16 protein-coding genes and 1 pseudogene are annotated in these 19,317 nt (G+C 54.1%); 7 read left to right on the forward strand and 10 right to left on the reverse strand.

Translation table 11 applies throughout. From position 1 onward, the window contains the following. Nucleotides 1-3: 3 nt before the first annotated feature. Together NQF89_RS07495 and NQF89_RS07500 are read left to right on the forward strand one after the other, a co-directional pair. Complete coding sequence (locus NQF89_RS07495; protein WP_155579502.1) at nucleotides 4-1,503, forward strand: ATP-binding response regulator; 1,500 nt, start codon at nucleotides 4-6, stop codon at nucleotides 1,501-1,503. Nucleotides 1,504-1,569: 66 nt separating this feature from the next. Next, nucleotides 1,570-2,013, forward strand: coding sequence for a SufE family protein (locus NQF89_RS07500; RefSeq protein WP_155573576.1), 444 nt, complete (start codon nucleotides 1,570-1,572; stop codon nucleotides 2,011-2,013). A 91-nt stretch (nucleotides 2,014-2,104) separates the two neighbouring features. On the opposite strand, the gene NQF89_RS07505 is transcribed toward NQF89_RS07500, so the two are convergent. After that, nucleotides 2,105-2,407: a hypothetical protein gene (locus tag NQF89_RS07505; protein WP_155579501.1), complete on the reverse strand. Its 303-nt coding sequence runs from the start codon at nucleotides 2,405-2,407 to the stop codon at nucleotides 2,105-2,107. 220 nt (nucleotides 2,408-2,627) lie between these two features. Further along, nucleotides 2,628-5,078 (reverse strand): membrane-bound PQQ-dependent dehydrogenase, glucose/quinate/shikimate family, encoded by a 2,451-nt coding sequence (locus NQF89_RS07510; protein WP_155573574.1) that lies wholly within the window; start codon nucleotides 5,076-5,078, stop codon nucleotides 2,628-2,630. A gap of 361 nt (nucleotides 5,079-5,439) precedes the next feature. On the opposite strand from NQF89_RS07510, the gene rpmI reads away from it, so the two are divergent. The 5 genes from rpmI (at nucleotide 5,440) to lpxB (ending at nucleotide 10,991) form a co-directional block, all read left to right on the forward strand. Beyond that, nucleotides 5,440-5,643, forward strand: a complete 204-nt coding sequence (gene rpmI, locus NQF89_RS07515) for a 50S ribosomal protein L35 (RefSeq protein ID WP_099026756.1) — start codon at nucleotides 5,440-5,442, stop codon at nucleotides 5,641-5,643. Nucleotides 5,644-5,657: 14 nt separating this feature from the next. After that, nucleotides 5,658-6,011, forward strand: coding sequence for a 50S ribosomal protein L20 (rplT, locus tag NQF89_RS07520; RefSeq protein WP_099026755.1), 354 nt, complete (start codon nucleotides 5,658-5,660; stop codon nucleotides 6,009-6,011). A 179-nt stretch (nucleotides 6,012-6,190) separates the two neighbouring features. Next, entirely contained in the window at nucleotides 6,191-7,261 is a 1,071-nt protein-coding gene (pheS, locus tag NQF89_RS07525; protein ID WP_155573573.1) for a phenylalanine--tRNA ligase subunit alpha, read from the forward strand. 1 nt (nucleotide 7,262) lies between these two features. Further along, on the forward strand, nucleotides 7,263-9,731 hold the full coding sequence (gene pheT, locus NQF89_RS07530; protein ID WP_155579499.1) for a phenylalanine--tRNA ligase subunit beta: 2,469 nt from the start codon (nucleotides 7,263-7,265) through the stop codon (nucleotides 9,729-9,731). Nucleotides 9,732-9,767: 36 nt separating this feature from the next. Then, the gene (lpxB, locus tag NQF89_RS07535) at nucleotides 9,768-10,991 is read left to right on the forward strand and encodes a lipid-A-disaccharide synthase (protein WP_099026752.1); all 1,224 of its coding nucleotides are present in this window, start codon (nucleotides 9,768-9,770) and stop codon (nucleotides 10,989-10,991) included. Nucleotides 10,992-11,000: 9 nt separating this feature from the next. Here lpxB and trpS read toward each other — a convergent pair whose 3' ends face one another. From trpS to NQF89_RS07575, 8 genes and pseudogenes are all read right to left on the reverse strand, one after another. Beyond that, complete coding sequence (gene trpS / locus NQF89_RS07540) at nucleotides 11,001-11,990, reverse strand: tryptophan--tRNA ligase (protein ID WP_099027028.1); 990 nt, start codon at nucleotides 11,988-11,990, stop codon at nucleotides 11,001-11,003. Nucleotides 11,991-12,098: 108 nt separating this feature from the next. After that, nucleotides 12,099-12,593 (reverse strand): FKBP-type peptidyl-prolyl cis-trans isomerase, encoded by a 495-nt coding sequence (locus NQF89_RS07545; protein ID WP_407652362.1) that lies wholly within the window; start codon nucleotides 12,591-12,593, stop codon nucleotides 12,099-12,101. 51 nt (nucleotides 12,594-12,644) lie between these two features. Continuing rightward, nucleotides 12,645-13,877, reverse strand: a complete 1,233-nt coding sequence (locus NQF89_RS07550; protein WP_086441997.1) for an argininosuccinate synthase — start codon at nucleotides 13,875-13,877, stop codon at nucleotides 12,645-12,647. A 99-nt stretch (nucleotides 13,878-13,976) separates the two neighbouring features. Next, nucleotides 13,977-15,188 carry a 23S rRNA (adenine(2503)-C(2))-methyltransferase RlmN gene (gene rlmN, locus NQF89_RS07555; protein ID WP_155579498.1) on the reverse strand — a complete coding sequence of 404 codons (1,212 nt, stop codon included), beginning with the start codon at nucleotides 15,186-15,188 and terminating at the stop codon, nucleotides 13,977-13,979. Between the two features lie 63 nt (nucleotides 15,189-15,251). Beyond that, the gene (locus NQF89_RS07560; protein ID WP_266137888.1) at nucleotides 15,252-16,004 is read right to left on the reverse strand and encodes a TlyA family RNA methyltransferase; all 753 of its coding nucleotides are present in this window, start codon (nucleotides 16,002-16,004) and stop codon (nucleotides 15,252-15,254) included. Then, on the reverse strand, nucleotides 16,004-17,962 hold the full coding sequence (dxs, locus tag NQF89_RS07565) for a 1-deoxy-D-xylulose-5-phosphate synthase (protein WP_266137889.1): 1,959 nt from the start codon (nucleotides 17,960-17,962) through the stop codon (nucleotides 16,004-16,006). Before dxs ends, NQF89_RS07560 begins: the two co-directional genes overlap by 1 nt. 6 nt (nucleotides 17,963-17,968) lie before the next feature. Then, the gene (locus tag NQF89_RS07570) at nucleotides 17,969-18,877 is read right to left on the reverse strand and encodes a polyprenyl synthetase family protein (RefSeq protein ID WP_155573566.1); all 909 of its coding nucleotides are present in this window, start codon (nucleotides 18,875-18,877) and stop codon (nucleotides 17,969-17,971) included. A gap of 166 nt (nucleotides 18,878-19,043) precedes the next feature. Then, nucleotides 19,044-19,289 (reverse strand): annotated as a pseudogene (locus NQF89_RS07575) (exodeoxyribonuclease VII small subunit); the annotation flags it as partial. Between the last annotated feature and the right edge of the window lie 28 nt (nucleotides 19,290-19,317).

Raw genomic sequence — 19,317 nt, forward strand, 5'->3', positions numbered from 1 at the left:
TGTATGAGCAAGCCTTGGGATGATGTGGGTAAGCCTTGTGTTTTGCTGGTGGATGATGAGGAGGAGATTCTCATCGCCTTAGGCGATTTATTGGAGGATAGCTGCACGCTGCTCACTGTGACGGACCCATGCAAAGCGTTGGTATTGTTAAAAGATCATAAAGAGATTTCCGTTATCATTTCAGACCAACGCATGCCGGGGATGACGGGGGACCAATTTTTGTGTCAAGCTCGTGCCCTCTCGGATGCGCGGGCAATTTTACTCACCGGCTATGCGGATTTAGATGCCGTAGTCGCGGCGTTGAATCACGGGCATATTGTCGCTTATGTGCATAAGCCGTGGGAAGGGGACCATGTACGCAGCTTGGTCTATGAAGCCCATAGAACATGGCAGGCCCAACGAGCATTGAGGACGGAGCAAGCGTTATTACGCGGTTTGATGGAGAGTCTGCCCTTCGGTCTTGTTTTTTCCGATTCTGCTGGGCGATGTATCCGCAGTAATCGGGCTTGTAGCAGTTTGGAGGAAAGTGAGCATTACACGCCAGCCTTACGCCCTATTATTGCGCGTATGCGTGAGGCTGTACGCCGGGAAGGGCAGGCGGAAGAATTGTTGGAGGTTGGTACGGATGAGGGCCAAACAGTCTGGCATGAAGTAGCGCGTATCGCTCTAAACTGGCCAGATGGAGCTGAAAGAGCCGAGGCTTGGCAAGTCAGCATGGATCGAGATGTGACGAATCGTGTGTTGATGGAAGCACGGCTTAATCAGGGGGAGCGTTTAGAGGCGTTAGGCCGCTTAGCTGCTGGTGTCGCGCATGATTTTAACAATCTTCTGACAATTCTCTCTAGTTGTTTGGATATGATGGACGGAGAGGCATCTCCAGACGATACTGTAAAAGCCATTCAGCAGAAATGGTTAGGCCAAGCGCATGAGACTATAGGGCGCGGGCAAAGCCTTACACGGCGTTTGGTGCAATTTGCACGCGCAGGTAAGAGTGAGCGCGCTGTTAGGCCATTGGATATAATAGCGTTTTTAAAAGAGCGAGCAAGCTTGTTCCGCCAGAGTTTTCATGGGGCGACCCCAGCGATTCGCTTTGTGTTGGACCTCCCAGCTGAGCCACTCCCACCTGTCCTTACCTGTCCAGAGCAATGTGAGATGGCTTTGCTCAATCTATGCGTTAATGCGCGGGATGCGATGCCGCAAGGTGGTATTGTAACATTAAGTGCGCGCCGTATCGCTTATGCTTTGCCGGCTGTTTCGGCTGATTGTGAGACAGAGTATGCGCTCCTTTTAGCCGTGCGGGATGAGGGAAGCGGTATGAGTGAGGAAGTCCAACGCCATATTTTTGAGCCTTTCTTCACCACGAAGGAAGCCGGTAAAGGGACGGGGCTAGGGCTTGCAGGGATATATAGTTTCGTTCTCGCTCATCATGGTGATGTTCAGGTCACAACAGCTCCCGGAGAGGGGACGGAGATGCAGCTCTTGCTTCCTCTTTTAAAAGCATAGAGGTTTTCATTTTAACAGAGCAGGTTATGATGATGCGGTCTATGGGCCTTAGAGGGGGGTAAAAGCATGGTTCATCACACATCCTGCTTTGTCCAAGCGCAGGGAGAGACCGCTGCGGATGCCATTGCAGCGATTGGGGATGAGTTAGCTCTCTTTGATGACTGGATGGAGCGTTACCAATATATCATCGAATTAGGGCGCAAAATCCCAGCCTTCCCGCAAGAGTGGCAAGATGATGCTCATCGGATACCGGGTTGCCAAAGCCAAGTATGGTTAGAGGCAGAGGAGCGCGATGGTCGTTTATTTTTTGCAGGGGCCTCCGATGCTGCGATTGTGCAAGGGCTAGTGGCTTTATTATTACACGTCTATTCTGGTCGTACACGGGAGGAGATTTTAGCCACTCCGTCCTCCTTTTTGCATGACCTTGGCTTGGTAAAGGCTCTATCAGCTAATCGTGGTAATGGGGTGGAGGCTATGGCGCACTCTATTCGCCAAAGAGCTTTAGCATAATATACGGTCATTGACGTTATAATGGAAAAGGGCCCTCTGGCAGATGTACCAGAGGGCCCTTTTTTAGGTCAGAGATTACAGGAGCTTCTGCTTATTGCGCGGCTGGGGCTGCAGGCTCAGCCGCATTTGGTGCAGGCATGTCAGATTTCATCGGATTTACGTTGTCTTTTGCAGCGTCGGTAACGGCAGGTTTTGCTGCTTTTTTACCGTTACATTTTGCAAATTGACCTTTCTCATTACGGCAAGGCTTTGCTTTTGGCTTCTCGCATTTTGCAAACTGCCCTTTTTCATTACGGCAAGGATGAGCCTTTCCATGGGGGGCAGCAGCAAGAGCCACTTGGCTTGTTAGGGCACCAGCGATAAGAGTAAAGGCGGCCATACGGCGAAAGGTCATGAGAGTGTTTCCTTTTAAAAGAGGATGGAACTGACTATCCGTACTTTATACAAAACTGTAAGAGGGTGATAGTGACCTCTATGTCATTTTTTAATAATTACCCAAGGATATTACTATCTGTTAGTATTCTTCTTTAAGAAGTGAATGATGTTTATAAAAAAGGGAAGCCCCCGCTAAGGAGCTTCCCTTCTTATATGTAATAATAGCCTATATCAGACCATTATTTTTTGTTGTCGTCTTCTGGCAAAGCATAGGCGATAAGGTAATCACCCATTTTGCTCAGAAAAGAGCCATGACCACCAGCATAGGTGACAATATATTGCCGCCCATTAATGCGGTAGGTCATAGGGGAGGATTGCGCCCCAGCAGGGAGACGGTCCTTCCAAATGACATGGCCAGTCGTCATGTCATAAGCGCGGATATAATAGTCCTGCGCGGAGGTAAGGAAGGCCAGATTCCCTGCCGTAGCAAGTGGCCCACCCAAGCTTGGCACGCCGATTTTGATAGGCGGTAGCGGTATGGGCAGAGCAGAGCCATGCAAGGAGTCCCGCAATGTCCCATTACGGTGCCGCCAAACAACCTTGTTTGTCCGCATATCAATCCCTGCAATTTCACCCCAAGGCGGCATGCGGCAAGGGACCGGCAAACCAATCTTCAGTAAGAGTGGGTCTAGGAAGGGATGGAGGTTAATGGCGTAGGGAATCCCATAATTAGGCTGAATCCCGGTCTCACCACCACTACCGGCTTTCTTTTGGTTCGGGTCTGGCCAACGGGGGTTACCCGGCCCACGCGGAACGAGCGTTGAGACAAACGGGATGGAGATGGGGTTTGTAAAGGCCACCTCACGCCGTGGGTCCACAGCAAGGCCACCCCACTCGAACATACCGAGGTCCCCGGGGAAGACCAATGTCCCTTGGGTAGATGGTGGCGTGTAGGGGCCCTCATAACGCAGACTATGGAAGTAAATGCTACATACCATTTGGTCTAGGATGGTAGCCCCCCACATATCACGGTCAGAGAGAGGATTCTTAGGCCGTAGGTTCAGCTCGGAATGAGGCTGAGTGGGGCTTGTATAATCGCCAGTCGCAGCACCACCGGGGGCGGGCTTTTCAGCCACAGGGACGATAGGCGTACCCGTACGGCGGTCCAGCACAAAAATATCGCCACTCTTAGTAGGAACATAGATGGCTGGCACAAGGCTTCCATCTTTCTGCGTGATGTCAACCAAATTAGGCTGGGCAGAAACATCCATATCCCAAAGGTCATGATGGACGGTCTGGTAGGACCAAACTAATTTCCCCGTATCAGCATTAAGGGCAATAATCCCCGGCGGATAACGCTCGGCATCTTTATCACGATATCCACCCCATTGGTCAGGCGTGCCAACACCCATGGGGATGTATACGATGTTCAACGCCTTGTCGTAAGAGGATACGGACCAAGAGTTGGGGGAGTTGGGATGGAAGTGCGGATGCTCCTCGCTAGGCATTTCGTTGGGGTCTGGGTTTGCGGCATCAAACACCCAAACAAGTTTGCCTGTATAGACATCATAAGCGCGTGTCGCGCCAGAAGGCTGCTGAACGGAACCATTATCCCGTACTGCACTATTAACGATAATCAGCTTATCGGTAACGACTGGCGGGGAGGTTGGCGCATATTCACCAATAGTTGTGTAAGGTTGGTGGGAGAAGCGAAGGTCTACTTGCCCATCTTTCCCAAAGCCGTGGCATACTTGCCCCGTTTGGGCATCAATCTCGACAATACGGCCATCATTAACCATGGCGATAATGCGTTTTGCACAATCGGTCGTTGCAACAGGCTGGCCATCACTATCAAGAGCATTAGCGGGTGTTGTATGCGCACTCACCCCACGGCATGTTAAATGCTGGAAGGTTGGGTTGACGTTAATTTTGGGGTCAAACACCCATTTCGTCTTCCCTGTTACAGCATCAACCGCGAAGACCTTTTGATGCAGCGAGCAGAAGTAGAGCGTGTTATCGAACTCAAGCGGCGTGGCCTCATTCGTGGCTTCACCGGGGTCGCGGGATTTATCCAGCACATCCCCTGTACGCATAATCCATGCGACTTTGAGCTTATTGACGTTCTGGGTATTGATTTGGTCTAGCGGAGACCAATGGTTACCATCCTGCGTACGCGCATAAGCAGGCCAGTCATTATCGGGAACATTCTCCGGGTTTGCTGGGCTGGCATTAACATGCTCGGTCGGTAAGGAGCCGTTGATGTTATGCGGGTCCATAAAGGCGGAGACAATCAACGCCAAAGCCGCCAATACAACGCCAAGGCCAAGCGGCCCCGTTGCGAGATGATTGGCCGCTAAAGGACGCCGAACAAAGGGCAGAAGCAGCACAACACCGATGATGAGTACGACATCAAGGCGGGGTACTAAGCTCCAGAAATCAAGCCCAACGACACAAAGAGCCCAAATGATAGTGCCAAATAGCACAATGGCATAAATGGCAAGGGCAATGGGGTGTCGCTTAAAGAGATAAAACGCGCTGAGTAAAATACCCAACCCGCTTAGGAGATAATAAAGGGGGCCGCCTACGCAGAGGGAATAAATCCCTCCTACAATGAGCAGCAGACCAACAAGTGCCATCGCAATGGCAACCAAACGGGTCCAGATTCCCCCCGTATGGGGTGTGGAGGACATGGACAAGCCTCAAAAAAAGGTTAAGGTTTAGGTGACCTATATAATATGGCCCTTGCGGTTTGTCTGCATGGGCCATCCTTCATTTGTCTTAAAGCACAGGGAAGGGGTTCGGGGTCAAGCATCTAAGTGCAATAAAATGAGCGGTTGTAGGCAGCTTTGTCATAATCTTCACATTTTTTGGAGGGTTTCGTGTGCAGGGGTGAGAAAAACATATTTTCCCCTTGAGGAGGGGCGCAGTTGCCCCTATAAGCGCGGGAGGTTGTACACGCGTCCGGGCCGATGATGAGGCATGCCTGGCCGTGTAAGTTCTCTTTGACCATGTAAATGACAGAGAGAGCGGCTGAATTGTAAGGAGATAAAAATGCCCAAAATGAAGACGAAGTCTTCGGTCAAAAAGCGGTTCAAGATCACCGCGACCGGTAAGGTAACGTGTGGTCCGGGTAACAAACGCCATGGCCTGATTAACCGTCCGCAGAAGATGAAACGTAGCAACCGTGGTCCGCAGGTTATGACGGATATGGATGCACGCACCATCAAACAGTGGGCACCCTACGGGCTGTCATAAGGAGATAAACGACCATGGCACGTGTTAAACGGGGTACGACCACCCACGCCCGTCATAAAAAGGTTCTTGACCTCGCTAAAGGCTATCGCGGGCGTTCTTCCACCAATTACCGCATCGCGTTGGAGCGGGTCGAGAAGGCCCTGCGTTACGCTTATCGTGACCGCCGCAATAAAAAGCGTGAGTTCCGTTCTTTGTGGATTCAGCGCATCAGCGCAGCCGTGCGTGAGCATGGGTTGACCTATAGCCGCTTCATCAATGGCCTTAATAAGGCTGGGATTGAGATTGACCGTAAGGTCCTTGCAGCAATCGCCTATGATGATGCAGCTGCTTTTGCTGAGATTGTGCGCAAAGCTCAGGCGGCTCTCTAATTAAGAGCCGTCCCGCTAGTCCCTTACATGCGAGGGAGGGGCGGGAACGTAATGATTAGCGGGCTGCTCTGATTAAGTCGGGGCAGCCCGTTTTTCTTACAAGCTGCTTCAGAGATTTTTTGCCCCAACGGGGATAGGAAAACTCTTTGAAACAGCTCGTAGAGGGTGAAGGACAGGCTATGGCCAACGACCTTGAAAATCTAAAGAATGACACAATCGCAGCCTTGCAGCGTGCCAGCACACATAGTGAGTGGGATGCTGTGCGGGTGGGCACATTGGGGCGGTCTGGGACGCTAACTGGTCTGTTGCGTCAGCTTGGTTCCTTCTCGCATGAGGAGCGTAAAGAGCGCGGGCAGGCTCTTAACCGTCTGCGGGATGAGTTGACACATCTTATTGAGCAACGCGGACGAGAGATTGAGGCTTTGGCTCTCCAGCAGCGTTTAGCTGAGGAGACGGTGGATATTACGCAACCTACCCCTACGGCCCCGGTAGGGTTGATTCATCCCATCAGCCGTACGATTGAGGAAATTACAACCATTTTTGGGGCTATGGGCTTTCATCTAGCAGAAGGGCCGGATGTTGAGAGCCAGTGGCATAATTTCTCAGCCCTGAATACGCCAAAGCACCACCCCGCGCGGACGGAGCAAGATACATTCTACCTTCCTGCCCTAGAGGGTGAGGAGGAGCTGCGTGTTTTAAGGACGCAGACCTCTGGCGTGCAGGTGCGTACCATGTTGCAGGAAAAACCACCTATCCGCATCATTGCCCCGGGGCGGACTTACCGTGCCGACCATGATGCCACCCATTCCCCGATGTTCCATCAATGTGAAGGTTTGGTGATTGAGAAGGGCATTACCCTTGGCCATTTAAAAGGATGCCTGACCGAGTTCTTGCGGGCCTTTTTTAATCAGCCTGATTTGCCAGTGCGCTTCCGGGCCTCGTATTTCCCCTTTACCGAGCCTTCTATGGAGATTGATATTGGGTGGTCGCGCGAGACTGGGGCTATTGGTGCAGGCGCGGATTGGCTGGAAGTCTTGGGGGCGGGGATGGTCCATGCCCGTGTGCTGAGCAATTGCGGGCTGGACCCGGCAGAATGGCAAGGCTTTGCCTTTGGTATGGGCATTGAGCGGCTCGCTATGTTGAAGAACGGCATTGCTGACCTACGCTCTTTTTATGAGAGCGATTTACGCTGGTTGCGTCATTATGGCTTCTCAGCTTTATCCCCAGCGACTTTGACGGAGGGCTTGTAACATGAAGTTTTCACTCTCATGGTTGCGGGAGCATCTCGATTTTACAGCCTCTTTGGAGGAGATTTGCGCAACATTAAACCGTATCGGCCTTGAGGTTGAATCGGTTGATGACCCGACAGAGCGTTTATCAGGCTTCCGCACGGCAAAGATTGTGGAGGCCACGCGCCATCCTGATGCTGACCGCCTCCAGCTATGCCGCGTGACAGCAGGCGAGGGGTATGAGGAGGTTCAGGTCGTTTGTGGTGCGCCAAATGCGCGCACGGGGCTGCATGTTATTTTTGCTCCACCGGGCACTTATATTCCCGGTAGTGATATCACGATTAAACCCGGCAAGATTCGGGGGCAGCTCAGCAATGGGATGCTCTGCTCCTTACGAGAGCTTGGCATTGGTGAGGACTCTGATGGCATTGCCGAATTGCCAGAGGGTACGCCTCTTGGGGTGGATTATGTCCGTCATGCCAAGCTGGACGACCCGATAATAGAGATTGGCATTACCCCCAACCGGGGGGATGCGTTGAGTGTACGCGGTATCGCGCGGGACCTCGCAGCGGCGGGGCTAGGGCATTTTAAGCCATGGCTTGTCCCTACAGTGGAGAGCGAGGGGGCGAGCCCTATCCAGTGGGTGTTGGACCATCCCGCTTGCCCATATGTTACAGGGCGTTTGATTCGCGGTGTGAAGAATGGCCCAAGTCCGGCTTGGCTCAAGCAGCGGTTAGAGAGCGTCGGGCTACGCTCCCAATCAGCGTTAGTTGATATTACAAATTATTTGATGATGCATGTGGGCCGCCCGCTGCATGTCTTTGATGCGAACCGTTTAAAAGGGAACAGATTACTGCTCACCTCTGCCACGCGGGAGCAGTTTCGTGCGCTAGATGGGCAGGATTATGTCCTTGGTACGCATGACCTTGTGATTGCTGATGAAGCCGGGGTGCAGTCCCTTGCCGGTATTATTGGCGGTGAGACCAGCGCGGTTACGGATGACACAACGGATGTTTTTGTTGAATCCGCTTTGTTCGACCCCGTACGCATTGCCCTGACAGGCCGCCGTCTTGGGGTGCAGACTGATGCTCGCTATCGTTTTGAGCGTGGGGTGGACCCCGCTTTGGTGCGCACAGGGCTAGAGGCTGCAACCTCATTAATTGTCGAGCTATGCGGCGGCATACCGAGTGAGGTGACCGAAGCCGGAGCGGAGCCAGACTGGCAGCGTACAGCTACTCTGCGCTTTGCACGGCTTGCGACGCTTGGCGGGTTGGAGATTGATGCGGATAAGGCCGTGACGATTCTTGAGGCTTTAGGCTTTGAGGTGAAAGAGCGGGGGGAGGGCCAGGCTATCTTTTCCGTTCCATCATGGCGCAATGATGTGGCCTCTGGTCGGGTCCTTGCACAGGCGCATAGTCTGGATAAAAGCGTTGCAGAACGTGCGGCTGCCCATGTTACGCAGATGGAAGCGGAAGCAGACCTTGTTGAGGAAGTCTTGCGCATCAGAGGGTTGGATGAGGTACCCGCTCAGCCCCTGCCACAACCTCATATGGTCCCCCCCGCTGCGGTGACGGCAGAGCAAAGCCGCGCTGCACTCTTACGCCGCCTTTGTGCAGGCCGGGGCTTGATGGAGACTGTTGGCTTCTCCTTTGTGTCAGACCAAGATGCCGCTTTGTTTGAGGAGGGGCGGGAGCAAGACCGCTTGCTAAACCCGATTGCAACGGACCTTAACCAGCTTCGTCCCACGCCGGTTATTAATCTGCTGCGGGCGTTAGGGCGTAATATTGCTCATGGGCAGGGCTTTGCGGGCGATGCTGCCTTCTTCGAGCTTGGGCCGTGCTTCGGGCAGGAGGGGGACCGCCTTATCCTTGCTGGTGTGCGTGGTGGGGTGAGCGCACGCGCCCCTGGCCATGTGGCAGAGGAGCCCTCATGGATGGAGGCCAAGGCTGATTTATGGTCGGCTCTACTCACTCTTGGCATGGCAGAGGCGTCTTTAAGCTGCACAGCCGATGCACCAGACTATTATCATCCGGGACGCTCCGGTGTGGTGCGACAGGGGCCGAAGCTTGTTCTTGGTCGTTTTGGGGAGCTGCATCCTCGTGTGGCACGTCATTTCGGCCTGAGTGGGACCGTGGCTCTGTTTGAGCTAAATGTCGCAGCGGTGCCCCTGCCGAAGATGAAGCGCAAAGCCGCGCCAGCCTTATCAGCTTTGCAGCCTGTGCGGCGGGATTTTGCCTTCCTTGCTGATAAGGCGGTGCAGATTCAAGATGTGCTTAAAGCCGTACGTATGGCGGATCGTAAATTGATTACTGATGTTCGGCTTTTTGATATTTTTGAAGGTGGAACCGTGCCTAAAGGTCAACGCTCTTTGGGGGTGGAGGTTGTTCTTCAACCACAAAAAGAGAGCCTGACAGACGCACAGCTTGAGGGTGTTATGGCTGCGGTGGAGGCGGCCGTCCATAAAGCGACTGGCGCGACATTGCGCCGCTAAGCCACAGCGTCACACGAGACGAAGGGAGCGGAAATTATGGTAGATGCGGGCCCTCCTGTAGAAGGTGATGTCCCCCTTTACCAGCATGGCCGTGTCATCTGGATTCTCGCGGGGGAGCCGAGTGGCGATAGCATCGGGGCACGTTTGATGCAGGCTCTGCATCGGATAGACCCGATGTTGGTTTTCGCAGGCGTAGGGGGAGGGCGGATGGAGGCGCGTGGCCTCCGCAGCCTTTTCCCGATGGAAGACCTCACAGTGATGGGGTTTATGGAGGTCCTCCCGCGGTTGCGTCTGCTTTCGCAACGCTTGGTGGAGGCAGAGCAGGATATTGAACTCCGCCGCCCTGATATTGTCATTACGATTGATAGTCCCGGTTTTGCGTTCCGTCTCCTGCGCCGCGTGAGGCGGCTGAAGGTGCGGCGATTGCATTACGTTGCCCCTCAAGTCTGGGCATGGCGGGAAAAGCGGGTGAAGCATTATCGTGGGCTATGGGATAGTTTGCTTTGCCTCTTCCCCTTTGAGCCAACATGGTTTGCTGAGCGGGGCTTTCATGCTCATTTTGTAGGGCATCCCATTTTGCAATCGGGCGTGCCACATGGTCGGCCAGAGCGTTTTTATAAACGCCATGACCTTAGGCCAGAAAGCCCGGTTTTGCTGCTTATGCCGGGTAGTCGTAACTCCGAGGTGCCGAAATTACTGCCTGTTTTTGAAAAGACGTTAGAGCTTTTATATAAGCAATTCCCGGACCTCCAGCCGGTTATCCCAGCGACATCAGGCATGGCCCCCCTCGTGCGGAAGATGGTGCGGCATTGGGCTGTTCATCCCTCTATTGTGACGGATACGGAGGATAAGCATGACGCCTTCCGCGCGGCAGATTGCGCTTTAACAAAATCCGGCACCTCGACTTTGGAGCTCGCCATTGGAGGCGTGCCGATGGCGGTGACGTATAAGGTCAATCCACTCTCTGCCGTGTTGGGGCGGTTTTTGCTCAAAGTGCCATATATCTCGATTGTGAATATTCTTGCCGGGCGGGAGATCGTGCCGGAGTTAGTGCAACATAATTGCACACCGCAGAAATTAGCCGAGGAAGTAACAGCCCTGCTCACAGACGAGGCCAAGCGTAAGGCTCAGCAAGAGGCCTTTGGTACCGTGCTGGCTATGTTACAGGCCCCCGAAGGGGATCTCCCCGCTATGGCAGCGGCAAAGCAGGTTCTAGCTTTGATGGAGACCCCACTAGATGAGCTACGTGCTCATGAGTAAGCGGCGGTCTTAACGTAGGAAGCCTACGAGTTTTTCCGCCTCGCTGACAATCGGTTCAGACACGGCGCGGGCCCGGTCTGCCCCTTGGCGCAATACATTGAGAAGATGGCCCTTATCATCCATCAGGCGGCGCGTTTCCTCCGCAACGGGGGCTAGTGTCTCTACCAACAGGTCCGCTAAGGCTTGCTTAAAGGTCCCAAAGCCTTGGCCTGCAAATTGGTTTAGGACATCCGCTAAGGATGTGTTGGACATAGCAGCATAGATGGTCAGCAAATTACGGGCTTCTGCGCGGCCCTCTAGCCCCGCTTCCTCGCTTGGCAAAGGCTCTGCATCGGTACGGGCTTTGCGGATTTTCTGCGCAATTTCGTCCGCTGTGTCATTCAGCACAATGCGGCTTTGGGCCGATGGGTCGGACTTGGACATCTTCTTACTGCCATCGCGTAAGCTCATCACACGGGCAGCATGGGGGGGGATGAGAGGCTCAATTTGTGGGAAGAACTCAACGCCCATGTCATGATTAAACTTTTGGCCAATATCGTTAGCTAATTCCAGATGTTGGCGTTGGTCGTCCCCTACAGGCACGCGCGTAGCATGGAAGGCGAGAATATCGGCCGCCATAAGGTTGGGATAGACATAAAGCCCTGCGGAGTGATTCTCGCGATTCTTTCCCGCTTTATCCTTAAATTGCGTCATGCGGTTTAGCCAACCAAGGCGGGAGACGCAGTTAAAAATCCAGCCTAGCCGTGCATGGGCACTAACGGCAGATTGATTGTAAAGGCGGGTTGGGTCGATGCCAGAGGCGAGTAAGCAGGCGGTGGAGGCTAAGGTCTGCTCCCGCAAAGCTTCTGGTGACCATGGCATGGTGAGGGAGTGCATATCCACGAGGCAAAAGAGGCAATCATGGTCCTTTTGCAAGGTAACCCAGTTACGAATGGCCCCAAGATAATTACCAAGATGGGGGATACCTGTCGGCTGAATCCCTGAGAAAACGCGCTGCATGAGCATGGTCCTGAATTAAAAAAGGGGGAGGAGACGATAAAAGCCGCCCCGCTTGGTATGGAAGGGGGCGGCAAGAGCTCTCATTATGGTGCTGATAAAGGATAGGCTTTATTGTTGTAAGCCTGCATCATCCTCAACACCGAGAAGCTGGATTTTGAAGATGAGCGGGCTATTGGGGGGGATAACCCCCATGGAGCGTTTACCATAGCCTAATTTAGGCGGTACATAGAGCTCCCACACATCGCCAACACGCATAAGGGGGAGGCCCTCCATCCATCCCTCAATCACACCATCAAGGGGCATTTCCATATAAGCGGCCCCTGTGTGCATCTCTGAGGAATCGAAAATGCCACCGTCAGGTAAGCGGCCTTCATAGATGATCATCATCGTGCCCCCCTTTTGGGGATGAGGGGAATCTTTAGGGCCAGATTTTAGGATTTTATAGGCCAGACCATCAGGCTGCTTATGCACACCGGGTTGTTTATAGACCTGATCCATAAACTGCTGAGGGCTTAATTCCTGTTTTGGTTTGCCTGCACAGCCCGCCAGCCCAATAAGGCCCGCGAGGATACATATTGGCAAATAACGGAAGAAAGAACGCAGGGAATGGGACATAAAATGCCTCTCTATGAAGACGACCAACAAGGACATGGCTTAGGGGGTGCCGCCGCGCCGCCCTTTATTCGCACCCAAGCGCAAGCGTAGCGCATTGAGGCGGATAAAGCCTTGTGCATCGACCTGATTATAGGCACCTTCATCATCCTCAAAGGTAACAACACGGGCATCATAAAGGCTATCGGGGCTTTCCCGACCCACGCAGATGACATTCCCTTTATAAAGCTTCAGCCGGACGCGCCCATTAACGGATTTCTGGCTGCTATCAATCAGGGCTTGGAGCATGTGACGCTCTGGGGAGAACCACAGGCCGTTATAAATCAGCTCTGCATAGCGCGGCATGATGCTATCTTTGAGATGCGCAGCTTCACGATCCAGCGTGATGGATTCCATAGAGCGATGAGCTTGGAGCAGAATCGTTCCACCGGGTGTCTCGTAAATCCCACGGGACTTCATGCCAACAAAGCGGTTTTCCACAATATCAAGGCGACCAATACCGTTAGCTTTGCCAAGCTCATTGAGGCGGGCCAGCAAGTTAGCCGGGGAGAGGGCCTCACCATTAATAGCGACTGGGTCACCATGTTTGAAGTCGATGGTGATTTCTGTTGCTTTATCCGGTGCAGCTTCTGGGGAGATTGTGCGTTGGAAGACAATCTCATCAGGCGGGAGGGAGGGGTCCTCCAGAATCTTCCCTTCAGAGGAGGAGTGCAGCAGGTTCGCATCGACAGAGAACGGAGCTTCACCGCGCTTATCTTTTGTGACGGGGATTTGATTCTTCTCGGCGAAGTCGAGCAGCTTCGTGCGGGAGGTTAGGTCCCATTCCCGCCAAGGAGCGATGACTTTTACATCAGGTTTAAGAGCGTAATAAGCTAGTTCGAAGCGGACTTGGTCATTCCCCTTGCCGGTGGCCCCATGGGCTACGGCATCAGCCCCCACAGCCTCGGCAATCTCAATCTGCCGTTTAGAGATGAGGGGACGGGCAATGGAGGTGCCGAGCAAATATTGCCCCTCATACACCGTATTAGCGCGGAACATGGGGAAGACGTAATCCTTAACGAAGGTCTCCCGCAAATCCTCAACAAAAATCTCTTTTACGCCGAGGGATTCAGCCTTACGGCGAGCTGGCTCTAGCTCCTCACCTTGGCCAAGGTCCGCTGTGAAGGTGACGACCTCGCAGCCATAATGCTCTTGTAACCAGCGGAGGATAACTGATGTATCCAACCCGCCAGAATAAGCCAGAACAACTTTCTTAATGCCTGAGGCTTTGCCCATGATTGCTCTATATCCTCTGCTAAAAAACAGAAACCAACTGTCGTTACGCGATAACGCTCTTGTAACAGGTGTCAGGCCGTTGGGCCAGAGGCTAGCCTTTTAAGGCGTGGCCCGGGCCTGTCTTTGCCGCTCACTTTGGGTTTTAAGCTGCCCACAAGCGGCGAGAATATCCTTCCCGCGCGGCATACGGATGGGGGCTGCATAGCCTGCATCCATCACAATTTGGGCAAAACTAGCCAAACGCTCCCTCGTAGAGGGGCGGAACTCCGACCCCGGCCAAGGGTTAAAGGGGATGAGATTCACCTTGGCAGGCAACCCACGGATGAGCCGTACTAACTCCCGCGCTTCGGCATCGCTATCATTGACATCGCGGATCATGATATATTCAAAGGTGATGCGGCGGGAGTTCGAGGCTGCAGGATAACGATGGCATGCCGCGATAAGCTCCTCAATCGGGTATTTTCGGTTCAACGGGACAAGTTGATCGCGAAGGTCATTGCGGACAGCATGAAGGGAGATGGCAAGGTTAATCCCCAGCTCATCCCCACAGCGATCCATCATCGGCACCACGCCGGAGGTTGAGAGCGTAATGCGCCGGCGGGAGAGGGCGATGCCTTCCCCATCCATGATGATTTTCATCGCTTTGGCAACATTCTCATAATTATAAAGCGGCTCGCCCATACCCATCAGCACAATGGTGGAGAGCAGACGCGGCGTGTCCCCTTTGGGGCTGGGCCATTCCCCATAACTATCCCGTGCGGCCATAAATTGCCCGACAATTTCCGCCGCTCCCAAATTACGGACGAGCTTTTGCGTCCCTGTATGGCAAAAGCTGCAAGAGAGCGTGCATCCCACTTGGGAGGAAATACACACCGCACCACGGTCCTCGCGCCGGTCGGGGATGTAAACCGTCTCGGCCTCTTGCCCATCACGGAAGCGAAAGAGAAACTTACGCGTATCGTCCTTGGAGGTCTGCTGAGTCGTCACGCTGGGGCGACCGACGATGAAATGCTGCTCCAACTTCGCTTGCAGGGGCTTGGCAATGGTGGACATGCGGGAGAAATCCGTCACACCTTGATGATATATCCAATGCCAAAGCTGTTTAGCGCGGAAGGGTTTCTCCCCAATCTCGACCAGCACGTCTGCCAGCTCCTCCCGTGAGAGGCCAACAAGCTCGCGGCGGCCATCTTCTGTGATGGGGGTAGGCGGGGCAAAGAGAGCGGATTTGGCCTCGATGCGTTTGCGCTCACTCTCATTGAGGGCAGCGACAGCATCAGAGGCAAGCGGGGAGGAGGGGGCCGGGTGAGTCATGGTGGTGGCTCATAACATGGAGGGGCCGGAAAGGGCCAGATAATTGACGGGGAGTCGGGCGGTTTAGCCTGCCTTTTTACGGGCAGCGATGAGGAACTCTTTATTCCCCTCCGGCCCAGTGATGGGGCTTGGGACAAGGCCTAGAATCGTCCAACCGGGGAGGGCAGCAAACCAAGTGTGAATCTCTTGGCACACGCGCTCATGCACCGCCGGGTCTCGCACAACCCCTTTAGGGCCAACATCCGCACGCCCGGCCTCAAATTGCGGTTTGATGAGCGCAACAGCCCATGCGCCGGGTTTGGCCATCTCTAAGGCTGGGGCAAGCACGGTTTTGAGGCTAATAAAGCTGGCATCGCAAACGATAATATCCGGGGCCTCTGGGATATGCTCTTTGCTGAGATGACGGGCATTGGTTTTCTCCAACACTACAACACGCTCATCAGAGCGGATTTTCCAAGCGAGTTGGCCATGGCCTACATCAACAGCATAAACACGCGCCGCCCCATTTTGGAGCAGAACATCAGTAAATCCACCCGTTGAGGCCCCTACATCAACGGCGATTTTCCCCTCTGTGGAGAGGGGGAAATGCTCCAAGGCGTGTGCTAATTTCAGCCCCCCGCGCGAGACCCATGGATGGTCCTGCCCTTTAAGGGTTAAAGCCATATCTTCGGGGAGTTGGTCTCCCGCTTTTTTGACAGGCTTATCCCCGTGTGGCCCTGCATAGACCAACCCGGCCATGATGAGGGCTTGCGCGCGGCTGCGTGTTTCCACCAATCCTCGCTCAACAAGGAGTTGGTCGGCACGGCGTTTGGCCATTAAGCTTTGGCCTTCCCAGCGAGAGCGTGGCGTGCCAGCTCAGCAATGTGATGAGCTGTAAGACCAGCTTCTTCATATTGGGCCTCAGGCGTGTTGTGGTCGATCCATGTATCAGGCAACGCCATAGGGCGGAAGCGTACATGGTCTAGCAACCCCGTTGCGGCGAGATGCTCCACCACCTGCGTACTGAAGCCACCGGGCGCGCCTTCCTCTAATGTGAGGAATACTTTATGTTGGCGGGCGAGGGCCTCAATTAAGGCACCATCAACGGGCTTAGCAAAACGAGCATCCGCTACGGTAACCGCAATCCCTTCCGCAGCGAGTGTATCAGCGGCTTTAAGAGCCTCTTGCAAACGTGTGCCGAGGGAGAGAATGGCCACACCTTCCCCCTCAGAGGCACGAACAATGCGCCCCTTGCCGATGTCTAAAATCTGGCCTTCCTCTGGGAGGTCTAGCCCTAAGCCGGCACCACGCGGGTAGCGTAGGGCAATCGGCCCGCTATCATGCGCCCATGCGGTGGCTGTCATATGCAAAAGCTCCACCTCATCAGAGGGGGCCATGACAGTCATATTAGGCAGGCAACAGAGGTAATTGAGGTCGAAAGACCCGGCATGGGTTGCCCCATCCGCACCGACTAGCCCAGCACGGTCCACCGCAAAACGGACTGGAAGATTCTGCAAGGCGACATCATGCATGACTTGGTCATAAGCACGTTGGAGGAAGGTGGAATAAATGGCACAGAAAGGCCGCATCCCCTCGCTAGCCATACCCGCAGCAAATGTGACAGCGTGTTGCTCTGCAATGCCGACATCAAAATAACGCTCTGGATAATGCTGGGCCATTTTGTCGAGCCCCGTGCCAGAGGGCATAGCCGCTGTAATGGCTACAACCTTCTCATCCTGCTTGGCACGATGCAGCAACTCGCGGGAGAAGATATTGGTATAAGATGGCGGGCCAGCAGGGCCTTTTTTCTGCTCACCTGTCTCGACATTAAAGCGGGAAACCGCATGATATTTATCACCAGCGGACTCGGCAGGCTTATACCCACGCCCCTTTTCTGTGATGACATGAAGGAGGACCGGCCCTTTATTCTCGGCATCGCGAAGATTGCGTAAAATCGGGACAAGTTGGTTCATGTCATGGCCATCAACAGGGCCGACATAATAAAAACCAAGCTCCTCAAACAGCGTGCCGCCCGTAATCATACCACGGGCATATTCTTCCGCACGTTTCGCGGTCCGCTCAATGCTGGAGGGGAGGCGTTTGGCAAGCTTACCGGCTAAATCCCGCAAGGTGAGGAAGCGGCGGGAGGACATGAGCCGGGTCAGATAATTGGACATTGCCCCAACAGGAGGCGCAATGGACATCTCATTATCATTGAGGATGACAATGAGACGCTCTGCCCCTTTGCCCCCCATAGCCCCGGCATTATTCATGGCTTCATAAGCCATACCGGCGGAGATAGAGCCATCCCCGATGATGGAAATAACATTCCGCTCCCGATAAGCGGGATGATCCTCTGCATAAAGATGATGAGCCACAGCCATCCCTAGCCCTGCGGAGATGGAGGTGGAGGAATGTGCTGCACCAAAGGGATCGTAAGGGCTTTCGGAGCGGCGGGTAAAACCGGACAAACCACCCGGCTGGCGCAGAGTGCGGATTTGCGGCCGCCGCCCTGTGAGAATCTTATGTGGATAAGCTTGGTGGCCAACATCCCAGATGATGCGGTCATCGGGCGTGTTAAACACAGCATGGAGAGCCACAGTTAGCTCAACCACACCAAGGGAGGCCCCTAAATGCCCCCCTGTGGTGGAGACGGCGTTAATCGTCTCCGACCGTAACTCCTCAGCTAATGTGCGGAGCTGCTCGGTGGAGAGATTCTTCATGTCCGCCGGTGTGTTTACCCGGTCCAAAAGAGGATAACGGCCCATGGTCGGAATGGAGGAAGACATGCTCATGGACGATTAATTCCTGCGTTCGATAAAATAGGCAGCAAGGGCGCGGAGTGTATCAGCTTGCGGGCCAAAGGAGGAGAGAGCCTGGCGGGCTTGCTCGCTGAGACGGTGGGCTTCTTTACGTGCCCCTTCAATACCTAATAAAGCCACATAGTTGGATTTGCAGGCATCTTCATCTTTACCAGCGGTTTTGCCAAGCTCTTCCGTACTGGCGGTGGTATCAAGAATATCATCAGCGACTTGGAAGGCTGTCCCTAAATCCGCCCCATAGCGGATGATGGCCTTACGCTGTGGGTCATTAGCAGCAAGACCGGCTAAAATCGCCCCCGCTTCAGCAGAATAGCGGATGAGTGCACCGGTCTTCATAGCATGGAGGCGTTGGACCTGCTCTAGCGGGAGGGCCTTGCCTTCCCCACGAATATCAATGACCTGGCCCCCAACCATCCCAGCACTGCCAGAGGCACGCGCAAGGGCGAGGGCAAGGTCAGCGCGGATGGCAGGGTCTGGGCTGGTAGCAGGCTCTAAAAGAACCTCAAACGCGCTAGTCTGCAAAGCATCGCCAGCGAGGATCGCGAACGCCTCATTAAACTTTTTATGTGTAGAAGGTTGGCCCCGGCGAAGGTCATCATCATCCATGGCGGGGAGGTCGTCATGGACGAGGGAATAAGCATGGAGGAACTCTACAGAGGCCGCAACGCGCAAGGCTGCCTCACGCGATGCCCCAAAAAGGGCGGCTGTTTCTAATACTAAGAAGCCCCTCAGGCGTTTCCCCCCATTAAGGGCCGCATAGCGCATGGCCTCAATGAGCAAGGATTCATCACCCGGCACAGGAGGGAGGAGCGCATCAATGCTGGCCTCAATATCCCGACAGGCCAAGCGTAAAGCATCCTTGAGAGGGAGGGCGTGGCTATCGGTCATTGGGGGGTCTCCTTGATGTGGGGCATGGTGGTATAGATAGGCTGCATCATTAGAAGGGAATCTCATCATCTGGGCCAGCCTTAGAGTCCCAATGGTCATCTCGTGATGTAGGAGAGGGGGCGGCAGCCTTTTTCTTACGAGGGGCGGCGGCTGGTTTTTCTGTAGGGTCAAAACTGTCCTCAGAGAGGGAACCATCCGCTTTTTGGACGATGGCCTTAACGCGCATTTCTGCCTCGGCAAGCCGTTCTTCACAATGGCGGCGTAGGGCGGCACCGCGCTCATAAGCAGAGATGGCATCTTCCAACTTCATCTGCCCTGTTTCTAACCCACGTACAATCTGCTCAAGCTCGGCAAGGGCCGCCTCAAAGGAGAGTTGACGGAGCGGTGTAGTGTTTTGTTTAGCAGATGTCATAAAGCGGGGCACGACTATCCAAGTAGGG

It is taken from the genome of Bombella pollinis (genome assembly GCF_026385485.1).
Lineage (GTDB): Bacteria > Pseudomonadota > Alphaproteobacteria > Acetobacterales > Acetobacteraceae > Bombella > Bombella pollinis.

Bases quoted from the DNA above. Each gene is read 5' to 3' on its own strand.
- NQF89_RS07495 (WP_155579502.1), top strand. From the start codon at position 4: ATGAGCAAGCCTTGGGATGATGTGGGTAAGCCTTGTGTTTTGCTGGTG.
- NQF89_RS07500 (WP_155573576.1), top strand. From the start codon at position 1,570: ATGGTTCATCACACATCCTGCTTTGTCCAAGCGCAGGGAGAGACCGCT.
- NQF89_RS07505 (WP_155579501.1), bottom strand. From the start codon at position 2,407: ATGACCTTTCGCCGTATGGCCGCCTTTACTCTTATCGCTGGTGCCCTA.
- NQF89_RS07510 (WP_155573574.1), bottom strand. From the start codon at position 5,078: ATGTCCTCCACACCCCATACGGGGGGAATCTGGACCCGTTTGGTTGCC.
- rpmI (WP_099026756.1), top strand. From the start codon at position 5,440: ATGCCCAAAATGAAGACGAAGTCTTCGGTCAAAAAGCGGTTCAAGATC.
- rplT (WP_099026755.1), top strand. From the start codon at position 5,658: ATGGCACGTGTTAAACGGGGTACGACCACCCACGCCCGTCATAAAAAG.
- pheS (WP_155573573.1), top strand. From the start codon at position 6,191: ATGGCCAACGACCTTGAAAATCTAAAGAATGACACAATCGCAGCCTTG.
- pheT (WP_155579499.1), top strand. From the start codon at position 7,263: ATGAAGTTTTCACTCTCATGGTTGCGGGAGCATCTCGATTTTACAGCC.
- lpxB (WP_099026752.1), top strand. From the start codon at position 9,768: ATGGTAGATGCGGGCCCTCCTGTAGAAGGTGATGTCCCCCTTTACCAG.
- trpS (WP_099027028.1), bottom strand. From the start codon at position 11,990: ATGCAGCGCGTTTTCTCAGGGATTCAGCCGACAGGTATCCCCCATCTT.
- NQF89_RS07550 (WP_086441997.1), bottom strand. From the start codon at position 13,877: ATGGGCAAAGCCTCAGGCATTAAGAAAGTTGTTCTGGCTTATTCTGGC.
- rlmN (WP_155579498.1), bottom strand. From the start codon at position 15,188: ATGACTCACCCGGCCCCCTCCTCCCCGCTTGCCTCTGATGCTGTCGCT.
- NQF89_RS07560 (WP_266137888.1), bottom strand. From the start codon at position 16,004: ATGGCCAAACGCCGTGCCGACCAACTCCTTGTTGAGCGAGGATTGGTG.
- dxs (WP_266137889.1), bottom strand. From the start codon at position 17,962: ATGAGCATGTCTTCCTCCATTCCGACCATGGGCCGTTATCCTCTTTTG.
- NQF89_RS07570 (WP_155573566.1), bottom strand. From the start codon at position 18,877: ATGACCGATAGCCACGCCCTCCCTCTCAAGGATGCTTTACGCTTGGCC.